This is a genomic window from Frigoribacterium sp. CFBP 13605 (assembly GCF_014839405.1).
In the GTDB taxonomy this organism is placed as follows: Bacteria; Actinomycetota; Actinomycetes; order Actinomycetales; family Microbacteriaceae; genus Frigoribacterium.
In genome coordinates this window covers 1-14,387 of sequence record NZ_JACYNS010000026.1, presented here as the reverse complement: position 1 = coordinate 14,387, position 14,387 = coordinate 1, and the positions used below count along the sequence as shown (strand labels likewise).

The 14,387-nt window shown below is 73.4% G+C and carries 12 protein-coding genes and 2 tRNA genes; 12 read left to right on the top strand and 2 right to left on the bottom strand.

Going from position 1 to position 14,387, the window contains the following annotated elements; all coding sequences use genetic code 11:
• The first annotated feature begins 49 nt into the window (after positions 1-49).
• The 3 genes from serS to IFT36_RS07775 all read left to right on the top strand — a co-directional run bounded on the left by serS (position 50) and on the right by IFT36_RS07775 (position 2,372).
• Positions 50-1,315, top strand: a complete 1,266-nt coding sequence (serS, locus tag IFT36_RS07785) for a serine--tRNA ligase (protein ID WP_200412812.1) — start codon at positions 50-52, stop codon at positions 1,313-1,315.
• Positions 1,312-2,166, top strand: a complete 855-nt coding sequence (locus tag IFT36_RS07780) for an HAD family hydrolase (protein ID WP_236556913.1) — start codon at positions 1,312-1,314, stop codon at positions 2,164-2,166. The genes serS and IFT36_RS07780 overlap by 4 nt, the downstream gene beginning before the upstream one ends.
• A 118-nt stretch (positions 2,167-2,284) precedes the next feature.
• Positions 2,285-2,372 (top strand) — tRNA-Ser (locus IFT36_RS07775).
• 40 nt (positions 2,373-2,412) lie between these two features.
• Here IFT36_RS07775 and IFT36_RS07770 read toward each other — a convergent pair.
• Entirely contained in the window at positions 2,413-2,712 is a 300-nt protein-coding gene (locus tag IFT36_RS07770; RefSeq protein ID WP_056047292.1) for a hypothetical protein, read from the bottom strand.
• 301 nt (positions 2,713-3,013) lie between these two features.
• On the opposite strand from IFT36_RS07770, the gene IFT36_RS07765 reads away from it, so the two are divergent.
• The 7 genes from IFT36_RS07765 to IFT36_RS07735 all read left to right on the top strand — a co-directional run bounded on the left by IFT36_RS07765 (position 3,014) and on the right by IFT36_RS07735 (position 10,235).
• The gene (locus IFT36_RS07765) at positions 3,014-4,213 is read left to right on the top strand and encodes a glycoside hydrolase family 6 protein (protein ID WP_200412811.1); all 1,200 of its coding nucleotides are present in this window, start codon (positions 3,014-3,016) and stop codon (positions 4,211-4,213) included.
• 273 nt (positions 4,214-4,486) lie between these two features.
• The gene (locus tag IFT36_RS07760) at positions 4,487-5,737 is read left to right on the top strand and encodes an LCP family protein (protein WP_307785057.1); all 1,251 of its coding nucleotides are present in this window, start codon (positions 4,487-4,489) and stop codon (positions 5,735-5,737) included.
• A gap of 479 nt (positions 5,738-6,216) precedes the next feature.
• Positions 6,217-6,306, top strand: a tRNA-Ser gene (locus IFT36_RS07755).
• Between the two features lie 165 nt (positions 6,307-6,471).
• Positions 6,472-6,804: a hypothetical protein gene (locus IFT36_RS07750; protein WP_159825077.1), complete on the top strand. Its 333-nt coding sequence runs from the start codon at positions 6,472-6,474 to the stop codon at positions 6,802-6,804.
• Positions 6,805-6,886: 82 nt separating this feature from the next.
• The gene (locus IFT36_RS07745) at positions 6,887-8,071 is read left to right on the top strand and encodes an acyl-CoA dehydrogenase family protein (RefSeq protein WP_249408526.1); all 1,185 of its coding nucleotides are present in this window, start codon (positions 6,887-6,889) and stop codon (positions 8,069-8,071) included.
• Positions 8,065-9,483 (top strand): bifunctional PIG-L family deacetylase/class I SAM-dependent methyltransferase, encoded by a 1,419-nt coding sequence (locus IFT36_RS07740; RefSeq protein WP_200412809.1) that lies wholly within the window; start codon positions 8,065-8,067, stop codon positions 9,481-9,483. The genes IFT36_RS07745 and IFT36_RS07740 overlap by 7 nt, the downstream gene beginning before the upstream one ends.
• Complete coding sequence (locus IFT36_RS07735) at positions 9,480-10,235, top strand: glycosyltransferase (RefSeq protein ID WP_200412808.1); 756 nt, start codon at positions 9,480-9,482, stop codon at positions 10,233-10,235. Before IFT36_RS07740 ends, IFT36_RS07735 begins: the two co-directional genes overlap by 4 nt.
• Positions 10,236-10,360: 125 nt before the next feature.
• Here IFT36_RS07735 and IFT36_RS07730 read toward each other — a convergent pair whose 3' ends face one another.
• On the bottom strand, positions 10,361-11,026 hold the full coding sequence (locus tag IFT36_RS07730; RefSeq protein ID WP_173151885.1) for a TetR family transcriptional regulator: 666 nt from the start codon (positions 11,024-11,026) through the stop codon (positions 10,361-10,363).
• Between the two features lie 302 nt (positions 11,027-11,328).
• Between IFT36_RS07730 and IFT36_RS07725 the strand changes: the two genes are divergently transcribed.
• Both IFT36_RS07725 and IFT36_RS07720 read left to right on the top strand, forming a co-directional pair.
• Positions 11,329-13,872 (top strand): ATP-binding protein, encoded by a 2,544-nt coding sequence (locus IFT36_RS07725; RefSeq protein ID WP_200412807.1) that lies wholly within the window; start codon positions 11,329-11,331, stop codon positions 13,870-13,872.
• Positions 13,873-13,877: 5 nt separating this feature from the next.
• Positions 13,878-14,387: response regulator transcription factor (locus tag IFT36_RS07720; RefSeq protein ID WP_200412821.1), on the top strand; the 510-nt coding region annotated here is incomplete at its 3' end.

Here is a 14,387-nt window from a genome sequence, read left to right as displayed (position 1 = left end):
CTCTGTGCAGAACGTCGGCCGCGCGGGTGCCGTTGCCTAGGATGGGCGGGTGATCGATCCCCAGTTGCTTCGTGAATCCCCCGACCTCGTCAAGCAGAGCCAGCGGGCCCGGGGCGATTCCGAGTCGCTGGTCGACGATGCGGTGGCGGCCGACCAGGCCCGCCGCGCGGCGATCGCCGCCTTCGAAGACCTGCGCGCCGAGCAGAACGCCTTCGGCAAGACCGTCGCCAAGGCGCCGAAAGACGAGAAGAAGGCCCTGGTCGCGCAGGCGCAGCAGCTCGCCGCCCGCGTGAAGGAGGCGCAGGCCGCCTCGAACGAGGCCGATGCGGTCTTCGACACGGCCGCGCGCGGCATCGGCAACCTGATCATCGACGGCGTGCCCTCGGGCGGCGAAGAGAACTTCGTGACGCTCCGTGAGCACGGCACCCGTCCCTCCTTCGACTTCGAGGCCCTCGACCACGCCGACCTCGGCGAGAAGCTCGGCGCGATCGACATCAAGCGCGGCACCAAGGTGTCGGGCTCGCGCTTCTACTTCCTGCGCGGCATCGGTGCCCGCCTCGAGCTCGGCCTGATGAACATGGCCCTCGACCTCGCCCTGGAGAACGACTTCACGCCGCTGATCACCCCGACGCTGGTGCGACCCGAGGTCATGGCCGGCACCGGGTTCCTGGGCTCCCACGCCGACGAGGTCTACCACCTGCCCGCCGACGACCTCTACCTGACCGGCACGAGCGAGGTCGCGCTCGCCGGCTACCACTCCGACGAGATCCTCGACGTCGAGGCGGGCCCGATCCGCTACGCCGGTTGGTCGACCTGCTACCGCCGCGAGGCCGGTGCCGCCGGCAAGGACAACCGGGGCATCCTCCGCGTGCACCAGTTCAACAAGCTCGAGATGTTCAGCTACGTGCACCCCGACCAGGCAGAGGCCGAGCACGACGCCCTCGTCGGGTTCCAGGAGAGCATGCTGCAGGCCCTCGGCCTCACCTACCGCGTCATCGACGTCGCCGCCGGCGACCTCGGTTCGAGCGCCGCACGCAAGTTCGACATCGAGGCCTGGGTGCCGACGCAGGGCACCTACCGCGAGCTGAGCAGCACGTCGAACTGCACCACCTTCCAGGCCCGCCGCCTCGACACCCGCTACCGCACCGAGAGCGGCAAGACGGCTCCCGTCGCGACGCTCAACGGCACCCTCGCGACCACGCGGTGGCTCGTCGCGATCCTCGAGACGCACCAGCAGGCCGACGGTTCGGTGGTCGTGCCCGAGGCGCTGCGCGGCTACCTCGGTGGCCTCGAGGTCATCGAGCCGGTCGCGTGAGCCAGGCCGCAGCCGCACCCCGGCCCGGCGACGAGCCCGTGGCCGCCGCCGACCGCTGGCTGGTCGCGCTCGACGTCGACGGCACGATCATGCCCGAGGACGGCACCATCTCCGAGGCCGTCCTCGGCGAGATCACGCGCCTCCACGACCAGGGTCACCAGGTCATGATCGCGACCGGACGCTCGGTGTCGATGACGCTGCCCGTCATGGAGCGTCTCGGTCTCGTCTCGGACTACGTCGTCTGCGCGAACGGTGCGATCACCCTGGGCCGTGACGAGTCGGCTCCGACGGGGTACCGCCGCGTGCACGTCGAGGAGTTCGACCCGACCCAGGTGCTGTCGACGATCCGCGAGGCCCTGGCCGACGCGGGGGCCGGGTACGCCGTCGAAGACCAAGAGGGGCTGCTCCGGTACTGCGGGTCGTTCCCCGCGGCGGCGGCGGCATTGAACGCCGAGAAGGTCGAGTTCGACGACCTCGTCGGCCGGCCGGCGACCCGCGTGGTCGTCGTCTCGCCCGACCACGACACCGAGGACTTCCTCACGGCCGTCGAGCGCATGGGCCTCCAGCACGTGAACTACAACGTCGGCTGGACGGCCTGGCTCGACATCGCCCCGGACGGCGTCACGAAGGCGACCGCCCTCGAGCGCGTGCGGCAGTGGCTCGACGTGCCGCGGTCGCAGGTCCTGGCCGCCGGCGACGGACGCAACGACATCGACATGCTGCGCTGGGCCGCGGCCGAGGGGCGCGGGGTCGCCATGGGCCAGGCACCCGACGACGTCGCCGCGGTGGCCAGCGAGCAGACGTCGAGCGACCTGGACGACGGGCTCGCCGAGGTGCTCGCGACGCTCTGAGTCGGTAGACTCGGCCCCGGTTGCCCGATGCGTGCATCCCGCCACGACATGAACACGACGCCACGGTTAAAAGTGGCGCAGTGATCACATCGTGGCGGCGTAGCTCGTCCGGCCACCGGGAGGGCTGTCCGAGCGGCCGATGGAGCTTGTCTTGAAAACAAGTGGGCAGAGATGTCTCGTGGGTTCGAATCCCACGCCCTCCGCCAGACGGGTCGCGCGTTCCGCGACTGACGCGACCCGTGCCTCCTAGGCCTTGGCGGCGGCGTAGGTCGCGAAGGCCTCGCCGATCAGGGTGCTGAGGTCGCGCCAGGTGGTGTCGTCGACCGAGACGGCGGCGTCGCCGTCGACGAAGCCCGCGTGCTTGTGCAGCACGTCCGAACCGACGGCCGGCAGCACGAAGAAGTCGCGGGTCCAGTCGTCGGTGTCGGCCATCACCGGCGCGCGGTACCAGTCGAGGTAGCCGTCGAAGACGTCGTTGCGCTCGTCGCCCTTGAGCCAGGTCTCGACGGAGTCCCGCCATGCGTCTCGGTTGGTCTCGCCGTTCATGTGGTCCTCCCGGGCCTGGTGCGCGCGCGGGAGCGTCCGCGACCGCCCGTCCAGTCTCCCAGGTCGGCCGCCGCGAGGGCCGCCGCGACGACCTCCTCGGGTGCCGTGCCCGGAACCCCGCCTGAGGCCTTCTCCGACCCTCGTGGCCCCCGAAGTGGAACGCTCCGTCCCCCCGAACAGGGACTGAACGCCGACGCACCCCCGTGTTGCACTGATCGAGCCCCCCGTTGCGGTCCCGCACCGGTCGGCACCCCGGGTGGGCCGAACACCGCCCGGGCCCCTCGACACCAGGACCCCAGCCATGACCCACATGACCCCGACGACCCGCGCCGCCGTCGTCCTCGGCGTCGCCGTCGCCCTGACGGCCGGCCTCGCGGTCGCTCCTGCGCGAGCGCACGCGGCCCCCGTCGACCCCTCGTCGACCTCGGTCGCCGCCTCGCCGACCACGGCGTCGAGCCCGCCCGCACGGTCGTCCAAGTCGGCCGAGCGCGCCATCGCCGCCTTCACCTCGCGCGGGGATCGCGGGTCGACCGGGGCGCCCGTGTCGCCCGACCCGGCCTCGACCTCGGTCCCCACGGTGACGACGCCCGCCGCGGTCTCGCAGACCATCCGCACCACGCCCACCACGACGCTGTTCCGGGGCGGTCTGTACGTCGACCCCGCCGGTGAGGCGGCGCGCGCCGCGACCACGCTGACGTCCGAGGGTCGGACCGCCGAGGCCGCGGCGGCCCGCACGATCTCGAAGCAGCCGGTGGCGACCTGGCTCGGCAGCTGGCTGACCGACGCCCAGCTCGTGAAGAAGATCGACGGCACCGTCGCCGCCGCCGAGAAGGTCGGCGCGACCCCCCTGTTCGTCACGTACAACATCCCGAACCGCGACTGTGGCAGCCACTCGGCGGGTGGGTCGGCCGACAACGCGGCGTACCTGCGCTGGAACTCCCTCGTCGCCTCGCGCCTGGCGGGCCACCGGGTCGTCGTGGTCGTCGAGCCCGACGCCCTCACGCTCATCAGCAACTGCCCCGAGCAGACGAGCGGGCGGGAGGCCACCATCGCCTCCGCGGTCGCGACCCTGGCGGACGCGGGCGTCCCGGCCTACCTCGACGCCGGCAACTCGAACTGGGTGCCGCCGCAGACCATGGCCGCGCGCCTCAAGGCGGCCGGTGTCGACCGTGCCCGCGGCTTCGCGACCAACGTGTCGAACTACTACCCGGTCGAATCCGAGCGTGCCTACGCCGAGAAGGTGTCGCAGGCGACGGGAGGCGCACGGTACGTGATCGACACGTCGCGCAACGGTCGTGGCTGGAAGGGCACGTGGTGCAACGCGCCCGGGGCCGGCCTGGGGGTCGTGCCCTCGGTGCAGACCGGCACGACGAAGCTCGACGCCCTGCTCTGGATCAAGACGCCCGGGGCGAGCGACGGCGAGTGCAACGGGGGACCGGCCGCCGGCAAGTGGCACGCCTCGTACGCCGTCCAGCTCGTCGCGAACCGTGCGACCGGCTGAGTCCCGGCAGCGGCCCAGGACCGCCTGGGTAGTATCTCCATCTGCCCGTACACCGAACGGTGCCCTTCTGCCCGCTCGATCCTCGAACCATCCCGAGGCCGCGCGAGCGAGGGTCGCCCTCGATGACCGAGAGGACACCGCGTGAGCGACCTTCGCGACCGATCCGGCCGTGGCCGACGAGCTGCCCGACCCGAGGCGACCGCCTCCGGACGCCGTTCCGCCCCCGCGACGACGGGAGTCGCCCGACACGGCCGGCTCAAGAGGGGAGGCGCGGTGCGGGCCGTCACGAAGGTGGTGGCCGCCTCGGTGGCCGTCCTGCTCGTGAGCGGAGCCTCGGTCGGCGCCATCGCGGCGTACCAGGTGCGCAGCGACCTCGGTGACGGGGTCGAGCTGCAGGCGGCCCAGGGCGAGACCACCAAGCCCGCGCCCCCGTCGATCAGCGAGTACGAAGGCGGCTTCAACATCCTCGTGGTCGGGACCGACAACGACGCCAGCCAGGACCAGGGGGCGTTCGGCGAGCGGGACGCGACCCTGAACGACGTCAACATCCTGCTCCACGTGTCGGCCGACCACACCAACGCGACCGCCGTCAGCATCCCCCGCGACATGGTCGTGCCGATCCCGTCGTGCGCGAAGGAGGACGGCTCGGGGTACTACTCGGCGATGTCGGCCCGACCCATCAACGAGGCCTACTCGTACGGCGGGCTGAGCTGCGTCGCCTCGACCGTCTCGAGCCTGACCGGTCTCGACATCCCCTTCGCGGGCATGATCTCGTTCAACGGCGTCATCGAGATGTCGAACGCCATCGGCGGCGTCCCCGTGTGTGCCGCGACGCCCATCAAGGACCGCTACACGGGTCTCGACATCCCGGCCGGCGAGACCGTGCTCTCGGGTGCCGACGCCCTGGCCTTCCTCCGCACCCGCCACGGCGTGGGCGACGGGTCCGACCTCGGCCGCATCAGCAGCCAGCAGGTCTACCTCTCGTCGCTGCTGCGGACGGTGAAGAGCGCCGACACCCTCAGCAACCCCACGAAGCTCTACTCGTTGGCCCGCGCCGCGGCGAGCAACATGACCCTGTCCGACCAGCTGACCAAGATCGACACCATGGTGCAGATCGGTCTCGCGCTCCGGGACCTGCCGCTCGACGCCGTCAACTTCGTCCAGTACCCCGGCACGACCGGAGGCTCGGGCGTCTACGAGAACAAGGTGCAGCCCGACGAGGCCGTGGCGACCCAGCTCTTCGACGCGATCGCGAACGACGTCCCGTTCTCGATCCCCGAGGGCAGCACCGGCATCGGCTCCGAGAACACCGCCACGGGTGACGGTGCGGCGGCGACACAGGCCCCGGCCGCTCCGGCCGAGACGGCTGCTCCGGCCCAGACCGCTGCTCCGGCCGACACGGCGGCACCCACCGACCTGGGCGCGGGGGCGTCGACCACGCCTCCGACGACCGAGGTCATCGAGGGGCTCACCGGCCAGACGGCGGCCGACCAGACCTGCTCGGTGGCGTTCGGCTCGAACTAGGCGCTCCGCCGAGAAGTCGCCCCGGCGAGTAACCAGCTCGCCGGGACGACCGGTGACCTCAAGCGGCGGCCCGAACCGGCACGCATGAGAACCCCGCGATGCCGGGATCAGGGGTGCGGCACCGTGGGGGGTGTGGAGGCCGGCGTCGGTGCCGGCGGCGAGCCCCTCGGGCGCAGCCGTTCGGGTGCGGCGCTCGATGGTGGGGCACGTGACGCGGCGACCGTCGGGGGGCGTGTTCGGCAAGGGTGAACGGGCCCGTGCTGTCGGGCCCCGGCCCCTCGGCCGTCGTCGGCGTCAGGGGTACTCTATGTGTCGGCACAAATGCCGACAAGCCGATCACGCCCCCCAGAGCGGGTGGGGCACGGGTGGTTCTGTCCACGCCCGTCCCGGCCGGACGTCCGACCGGCCCCGGGCCCCGGTTCGGCATCTGGCCTCCGGGCCGCTATGCTTGTCCCTGCGCGTTCGCTCGCGAGCCGCATGGAGCCGTCGCATAGTTCGGCCTAGTGCACCACCCTGCTAAGGTGGAGTTCCCTTTGTGGGAACCGTGGGTTCAAATCCCACCGGCTCCGCGGAAAGCCACGTCGGTTCTCTCTCTCGCCAGAGATGTTCCGGGGTGGCTTTTCTTCTGCCCGCTCGAGGGCCCACCGACGTCGCCCGGCACGGGGCCTTCCCGCCCCGTCGCGCGTAGCGTGATCGGTGACGACGAGTCGTCTCGACTGCAGGGAGAACCACGGGTGAAACGCATCCACTACACCGACGAGTACCTGGTCACCGGCGACGCGATCGCGGCGGCCGTCGTCGAGTACGCGCGAGCGCTGGCCATGCAGAACAAGTCCGACATGGTCGATCTGCCCGGCATGGATCGTGGCGGGGTGCACCAGCGGTTCCAGGTGCTGCTCGGTCCCGCCAGCCAGATGCTGGTCTCCGAAGAGCAGACCGACGAGGCGGAGATCGACGACGACGCCCTGGTCGACGACATCGAGGGGCGCATCGGCCGCCTCCGCGGAATCGAGCCCCAGACCGCCGAAGCGGCCGAGCGCATCCCGCTCGACAGCGACGAGTTCTGAGCCTCCCGCACTGCCCGACGCCTGTCGTCCACCCCGTTGTCAACCCCCACGCTCGATCGGACGACCGACTAGCGTCGAGACCATGAGTCCCTCCGCGCCCGCGCGCTCGACCGACCCCATCGAGCCGGTCACCCTGGGAGGCGCGGGTCCGGTCGTCGGGACGGCCACCGCTCTCGTCGTCGAGGGGCTGCGATCCCGTCAGGCGCCCTCCGTGGGCGACGCACTCGACCTCGCCGTCGAGCTCGGTCGACACGGGGCCCTGCCCGGACTCGGCTCGACGGCCGACCTCTGGCAGGCACTGGCGACGCTCGCCGCGCACGATCTCGGTGCGGCCCGAGCGGCCGAACCGCACCTCGACGCCCTCGCCATCCTCGACCAGCACGCCGAGGTCGGCGCCGCGACCGCCATCGAGACCCTGTCCGACGAGGACGACGGCGACCGCTCCTCCGTCCCCCCGCGCGCTCGGACCGCCGACCCGTTCACCTGGGGCGTGTTCGCCGCCGAGGGGCCCGGCGTCCGTCTGACGGCGACCCGGGGCCCGGACGGGTCGGGTCCGTGGTCGCTGGCCGGCACGAAGCCCTGGTGCTCCCTGGCGGGCACCCTCGACGGCGCGCTCGTCACCGCCTGGGTCGGCGACGAGCGTCGGCTGTTCTCGGTCGACCTCCGTCAGGCGGGCGTGACCGTGACGGCGGACGCCTGGCACGCCAGGGGCCTCGTCGAGATCCCCTCCGGCCCGGTCGACTTCGACGACGTCGAGGCACGCGAGGTCGGCGCTCCCGGGTGGTACCTCGAGCGTCCCGGCTTCTCGTGGGGCGGGATCGGCGTCGCGGCGTGCTGGTACGGCGGCGCGGTCGGCGTGGCCCGCACGCTGCTGGCCGCGGCGGTGACCGCCTCGTCGCGCGCGCCGGAGCGCCCTGCCGACCCGCACCTCCTGCAGGCCCTCGGCCTCGTCGACACGCGACTGGCCGACGCCCGCCGGGCGCTGGTCGAGGCCGCCGACCTCGTCGACGCCGGTGAGGCGACCGGTGACGCGGGGCGGCTGCTGGCCAAGCGCGTCCGCGGGACCGTCGCCCACGCCTGCGACGAGGTGCTCGCGCGGGCGTCTCGTGCCCTCGGCCCGGCCCCGCTCGCGACCGACGCGGCCCACGCCAAGCGCGTCGCCGACCTCGAGCTCTACCTCCGCCAGCACCACGGCGAACGCGACGACGCGTCGCTCGGCCAGACGGTCCTGCGTCGGGCCGTGGCCGACGGTCGTCCCACGTGGTGAGCTTCGACGGTCGCGCGCCGGGGACTCCGGTCGAGACCTGGGAGGCCGACCCGCGCCTCCTCGACCTGCCGCCGCTCGACGGCGCCGTCGTCCCGACCAGCGCGTCGAGCGTCGTCGTGCTGGCCGCCCACCCCGACGACGAGACCCTCGGCGCCGGCGGGCTCATCGCCCACGCGGCCGCCCGCGGCATCCCGGTCACGGTCGTCATGGTGACCGACGGCGCGGCCTCGCACCCCGGCTCGACCACGAGCGCCGAGGACCTCGTCGCGACGCGGGCCGAGGAGGCGCGGGTCGCGGTCGACCTGCTGGGTCACGCCGTCGAGCTGGTGCACTGGAGCATCGCCGACGGGACGGTCCGCGAGGCCCGAGCCGAGATCACCGAGCGGCTGCGTCCCCTGATGCCCGGGCCCGGTGGCCTGCTCGTCGCGCCCTGGCGCGGCGACGGACATCGGGACCATCGCGTGCTCGGCGAGATCGCCGCCGAGCTGGCGGCCGAGGCGGACCAGGCCGGCACGACGGTGCTCGAGTACCCGATCTGGCTGTGGCACTGGGGTTCGCCCGACCATCCCGACGTGCCCTGGCCGTCCCTGCGGCTGTCGTCCCTGGACGCCGTCGCCGACGCCGCGAAGCGCTCGGCCCTCGCGGCGTACGTCTCGCAGCGCCGACCCCTCTCGACCGCACCCGAGGACGCACCCGTGCTGCACCCGGTGTTCGAGCGGCACTTCACCCGCGGGCGCGAGGTCTTCGTCGTGGCCGGGTCGCAGGCGGACGGCCAGGACGCGGGCGGCCAGGGCGCGGGCACTGCGGCGTCGGTCCCGGCGACCGAGGCGACGTTCGACCGGACGCACGCCCGCCGCGCCGACCCGTGGCGGGTCACGACGCGCTGGTACGAGCGCCGCAAGCGCGCCCTCACCGTGGCGTCGCTGCCGCGTGAGCGCTACGGCCGCGTGCTCGAGGTGGGCTGCTCGATCGGCGTGCTGACGGGCGACCTGGCCCCCGCGGCGGACCGCCTGCTGGCCCTCGACGTGTCGTCGGTCGCCGTGCAGGCCGCCCGCGAGCGGCTCGCGAACCTGCCCCACGTCACGGTCGAGCAGGCCGACGCCGCCGCCGACTACCCGTCGGGCACCTTCGACCTCGTCGTGCTCAGCGAGGTCGGCTACTACCTGGCCCCGGAGGCGTTCGGGCGGTTGGTGGACTCGATCGTCGACGGTCTGGCCGACGACGGCGACGTCGTGGCCTGCCACTGGACCCAGCCCGAGGGGGACTTCCGGCAGGGCGCGGACGACGTCCACGCCCGGCTGGGCGCCGACCCGCGCCTCCACCGGGTCTCGCACCACGTCGAGGGCGACTTCGTGCTCGACGTCTTCTCGCGCGACCCCCGGTCGGTCGCCCAGCGGACGGGCCTGCGATGAGCGACGCGCCCGCCCGATCGACCCCGGCCCCGGCCCCGACCCGCCCCGTGCGGGCCGTCGCGGTCGTCGTCCCCGCGCACGACGAGGAGGAACTCGTCTCGCGCGCCCTCGACGGCGTCGACGTCGCGCGGCGGCACACGGCCAGGACCCATCCGGAGGTGCGGGTCGTCGTCGTCCTCGTGGCCGACGCCTGCACGGACGGGACGGTGGCTGCCGCTCGTGCGCACGCCCGCGTGACCGTCGTCGAGATCGAGGCCCGCGGGGTCGGCGTCGCACGGGCCGTCGGCGTCGACGTCGCCCTGGACGAACTCGGCGCGCCCTCGGACGACCTGCCGCTCGACGCGGTGTGGCTCGCCTGCACCGACGCCGACTCGGTCGTGCCGCCGGGCTGGATCGACGACCAGCTCGACCGGGCCGCCTCGGGCGCCGACGTCGTGATCGGGACCGTGCGCCCGGACTTCGCCGACCTCTCGCCGCGGCAGATCGCGGCCTGGACGGCCCGGCACACGCCCGGACGGCCGAACGGCCACGTGCACGGCGCCAACCTCGGGGTGCGGGCGTCGTCGTACCGGTCCGTCGGCGGGTTCGCACCCGTCGACCTGCACGAGGACAACGTCCTCGTCGACCGGCTGCGCGACGCCGGCGCGACGCTCGTCGCCTCGGACGTCGGCGAGGTGCTGACCTCGGGACGCCGTGACGGACGCACGTCGGGCGGCTACGCCGGCTACCTCGCCGTGGACCTGCTGGCCTGACGAGGCCGGCACCGCGCCTCCTCGTCCCGAGCCCAGCGTGTCGCACCGCGTTTCGTGCACGGCGCCGCGTCTCTACCCGGTGCCGTGCACGAAACGCGGTGCCGTGCGGTGCGGTGCGGACCGGCTCAGGCCACGGGGCCGAAGCCCGTGCGGAAGCGCTCGAACGTCGTCGCCCAGTAGGCGCGGAGGGCGTCGACGCGTTCGTCGTCGGTGGTCGTGTCGACCCAGGGGTCGTAGACGCCGCGCAGCACGGCGATGACGGCACCCCAGGTCGAGTGGATCAGCAAGGACGTGGTCAGGTCGTCCCGCGAGGGGCCGACGGCCAGGCCGATCACGTCGCCGACGCGTTCGGTCATGGGGACGCCGACCGCGAGCACGTAGGGCAGCAGGGGTTCGTGCGTCCGCAGCAGGTGGCGGAGGCTGATCATGTAGTCCACGAGCTGGGTGTCGACGGCCGACAGCAGCAGCAGCTCGAGCAGGTCGATGTCGGTCCCCTGGAAGGACGCCAGCATCGACAGGTCGGAGGCGTCCACCGCCGCGCCCGCCTTGTTCAGGAGCACCGAGGCCACGGCGTCCTCTTTGCACGAGTAGTGGTTCGCGAAGGTGCGCCTCGAGTAACCGGCCAGGGCGGTGACGTCCTCGACGACGAAGCCGTCGAAGCCTTTCTCGGTCGCCAGTCGGAAGGCCGCGTCGGCGAGCCCACGGCTCGTCGCCCGACGCTTCTCGTCGCGCCCGCCGACCGCTTCCGTGCCGAATCGGGTGAGGTCCCCACGCGCCGGAGTCTGCTGCATCGGACCATCGTGCCGGGGCTTCCTGAGAATTTCCATGCCCAATGGGCAACGGAGCCTCCGGATCGCGTATCCTGCAAGAGTCCGATTCGGGTCGGACGGCCTCGAGAGGCACCAGGCACACAACCCCCTGTGAGATCGCGCAGGGTCGCGTCGGGTGCGACCCTCCAGCTGAACCACGGAGGGGGCCAGGTCCCCTCGAGACACACGCCTCGTGGCCCCCGTGGTCACGGGGCGTTCCCGTGTGCCCGGCGGGTGGTCCCCGGCCGGCACGCTCGGGTCCGCAGGGGTGACAGGCTGAGCGCATGAAGCGAGGGCGGTTGCGGGTGGTGCTGGGGGCGGCACCCGGCGTGGGCAAGACGTACACGATGCTCGAAGAAGGGGCACGGTTGCGATCCGAAGGGGTCGACGTCGTCGTGGCCGTCGTCGAGACGCACGGGCGGCGCGCGACCTCGGCGCTGGTCGGCGACCTCGAGGTCGTGCCCCGCCGGGCGGTCGTCCACCGCGGCGTCGCGCTGGACGAACTCGACCTGGAGGCGGTGCTCGCGCGGGCACCGCAGCTCGCGCTGGTCGACGAGCTCGCCCACACGAACGCCCCCGGCTCCACCCACGAGAAGCGGTGGCAGGACGTCGAGGCCCTGCTCGTCGCCGGCATCGACGTCGTCTCGACCGTCAACGTCCAGCACGTCGACTCGCTCACCGACGTGGTCGAGCGCATCACCGGGGCGACGCAGCGCGAGACGGTGCCCGACGCCGTGCTGCGGGCGGCCGACCAGGTGGAGCTCGTCGACCTCGCCCCTCAGGCCCTCCGGGACCGACTGGCCGAGGGCGTCGTCTACCCGGCCGACCGGGTCGACGCGGCGCTCTCGAACTTCTTCCGCCTCGGCAACCTGACGGCCCTCCGCGAGCTGGCGCTGCTCTGGCTGGCCGACGAGGTGGACAGCGCGCTGAAGGCGTACCGCGACGAGCACGGCATCGACAGCACCTGGGAGGCCCGGGAGCGCGTCGTCGTCGCCCTGACCGGCGGCCCCGAGGGCGAGACGCTGATCAGGCGGGGCGCCCGCATCGCCGCCCGGTCCTCCGGAGGGGAACTCGTCGCCGTGCACGTCAGTGCGCAGGACGGTCTCCGGCAGGGAGCGCCGGGTGCCCTGGCGGCGCAGCGGGCCCTGGTCGAGAAGCTCGGCGGCACGTACCACCAGGTCGTCGGCTCGGACGTGCCCCGCGCGCTCGTCGCCTTCGCCCGCGGGGTCAACGCCTCGCAGCTCGTCATCGGCGTCAGCCGGCGGGGGCGCCTGGCCGCGGCGTTGACCGGGCCCGGCATCGGCTCGACGGTGATCCGCGAGTCGGGACGCATCGACGTGCACATCGTCACCCACTCCTCGGCCGGACGCGACCGGGTGCTGCCGCGACTCGGCGGGGCCCTGTCGCGACGCCGCGTGATCGCCGGGTTCGTGCTCGCCCTCGTGGCCGGGCCGCTGCTCACCGGGCTGCTGGCCGGGCACCGCTCGGAGGACGGCATCGCGGGCACCGTGCTGGTCTTCCAGCTGCTGGTCGTGGTGGTCGCCGTCACGGGCGGCATCTGGCCGGCCCTGCTCGCGGCGCTGCTCTCGGGCGTGACGCTCGACCTGTTCTTCATCGCGCCGATCTACCAGCTGACCATCGCCGAGCCGCTGCACCTGGCGGCACTCGTGCTGTACGTGCTCAACGCCGCGATCGTCAGCTACGTGGTCGACCAGGCCGCACGACGCAGCCGTGCCGCCGCCCGGGCGCTCGCCGAGACCGAGCTGCTCGCCACGGTCGCGGGGAGCGTGCTGCGCGGCCAGGACGCCCTGCAGGCCCTGATCGGCCGCACCCGCGAGGCCCTGGGCATGACCCGGGTGCGCGTCGTCCAGGGCGGGGTCGAGATCGGGGAGGCGCGGCTCGCCGACGACGGCCGTCCCGGAGCCGGGTCCCCGGCCGGGACCACCACGTCGATCGCCGCGGGCGCCGACGCGACCCTCGAGCTGACCGGACCCGAACTGCAGGCGGCCGACCGGCGCCTCCTGGACGTCGTCGCGGCGCAGGTCGAGGCGGCCCTCGAGCACTCCGAGCTGAGCCGGGCCGCAGGCCAGGTCGCCCCGCTCGCCGAGGTCGACCGCATGCGCAGCGCCCTGCTCGCCGCCGTCGGTCACGACCTGCGTCGTCCGCTGGCCGCCGCGACGGCCGCCGTCAGCGGACTGCGGCAGACCGACGTCGCCTGGAGCGACTCCGACCGGGACGAGCTGCTGTCCACCGCCCACGAGAGCCTCGACTCGCTCTCGACCCTGGTCACCGACCTGCTCGACGTCAGCCGCGTGCAGGCCGGGGCCCTCGCCGTGACGCCCGCGGACGTCGACGTCGACGAGGTCGTGCTCGGCGCCCTCGACGAGCTCGGCCTCGGGCCGGCCGACGTCGAGCTCGCGCTGCGGGCGACGGTGCCGCCCGTGCGGGCCGACGCCGTGCTGTTGCAGCGCGTGGTCGTCAACCTGCTCGACAACGCCCTGCGCCACTCGCCGCCGGACGCGAGCGTCCGCATCTCGACGAGCGCCTTCGGCGACCGGGTCGAGCTGCGGGTCGTGGACCGCGGCCCCGGGGTCCCGGTCGAACGGCGGGACGAGATCCTCGTCGCGTTCCAGCGGCTGGGCGACACCGACAACGGCACGGGCCTCGGGCTCGGGCTGGCGCTCAGCAAGGGCTTCGTCGAGGCGATGGGCGGCACGCTCGCACTCGACGACACCCCCGGCGGCGGGTTGACCATGGTGGTCGGGCTGCCGGTGGTGCCCGGGGCGGGCGGGGCAGGCGAGGCCGATCGGGTACGGTCGGCCACGTGAGCGCCGTGAAGATCCTGATCGCCGACGACGACCCGCAGATCCTGCGGGCGCTCAAGGTGACCCTCGGGGCGCGCGGTTACGACGTCGTCACGGCCGCCGACGGGCGGGAGGCGCTCGACCTCGCGGCGAGCCGGCACCCCGACCTCGTCATGCTCGACCTCGGCATGCCCCACCTCGACGGGGTCGAGGTGATCACCGGCCTGCGCGGCTGGTCGACCGTGCCGATCCTCGTCGTGTCGGGCCGCACCGACGCCGCCGACAAGGTCGAGGCGTTGGACGCGGGCGCCGACGACTACGTCACGAAGCCCTTCTCGATGGACGAGCTGCTCGCCCGCATCCGGGCGCAGACCCGCCGGTTGCCGTCGGGCACCGACGACGAGCAGCCCGTGGTCACGTTCGGCGACGTGCAGGTCGACCTCGCGGCGAAGACCGTGGTCCGTCGTCCGGGCGGCAGCACGGGCGGCGGCCCAGGTGCGGGCGGTGCCGCGGGTGCGGGCGGCGGCGCGGGTGCGGGC

Coding starts and splice junctions, on each gene's coding strand:
- IFT36_RS07745 (WP_249408526.1), top strand. CDS start 6,887: ATGAGTCCCTCCGCGCCCGCGCGCTCGACCGACCCCATCGAGCCGGTC.
- IFT36_RS07770 (WP_056047292.1), bottom strand. CDS start 2,712: ATGAACGGCGAGACCAACCGAGACGCATGGCGGGACTCCGTCGAGACC.
- IFT36_RS07730 (WP_173151885.1), bottom strand. CDS start 11,026: ATGCAGCAGACTCCGGCGCGTGGGGACCTCACCCGATTCGGCACGGAA.
- IFT36_RS07725 (WP_200412807.1), top strand. CDS start 11,329: ATGAAGCGAGGGCGGTTGCGGGTGGTGCTGGGGGCGGCACCCGGCGTG.
- IFT36_RS07735 (WP_200412808.1), top strand. CDS start 9,480: ATGAGCGACGCGCCCGCCCGATCGACCCCGGCCCCGGCCCCGACCCGC.
- IFT36_RS07765 (WP_200412811.1), top strand. CDS start 3,014: ATGACCCACATGACCCCGACGACCCGCGCCGCCGTCGTCCTCGGCGTC.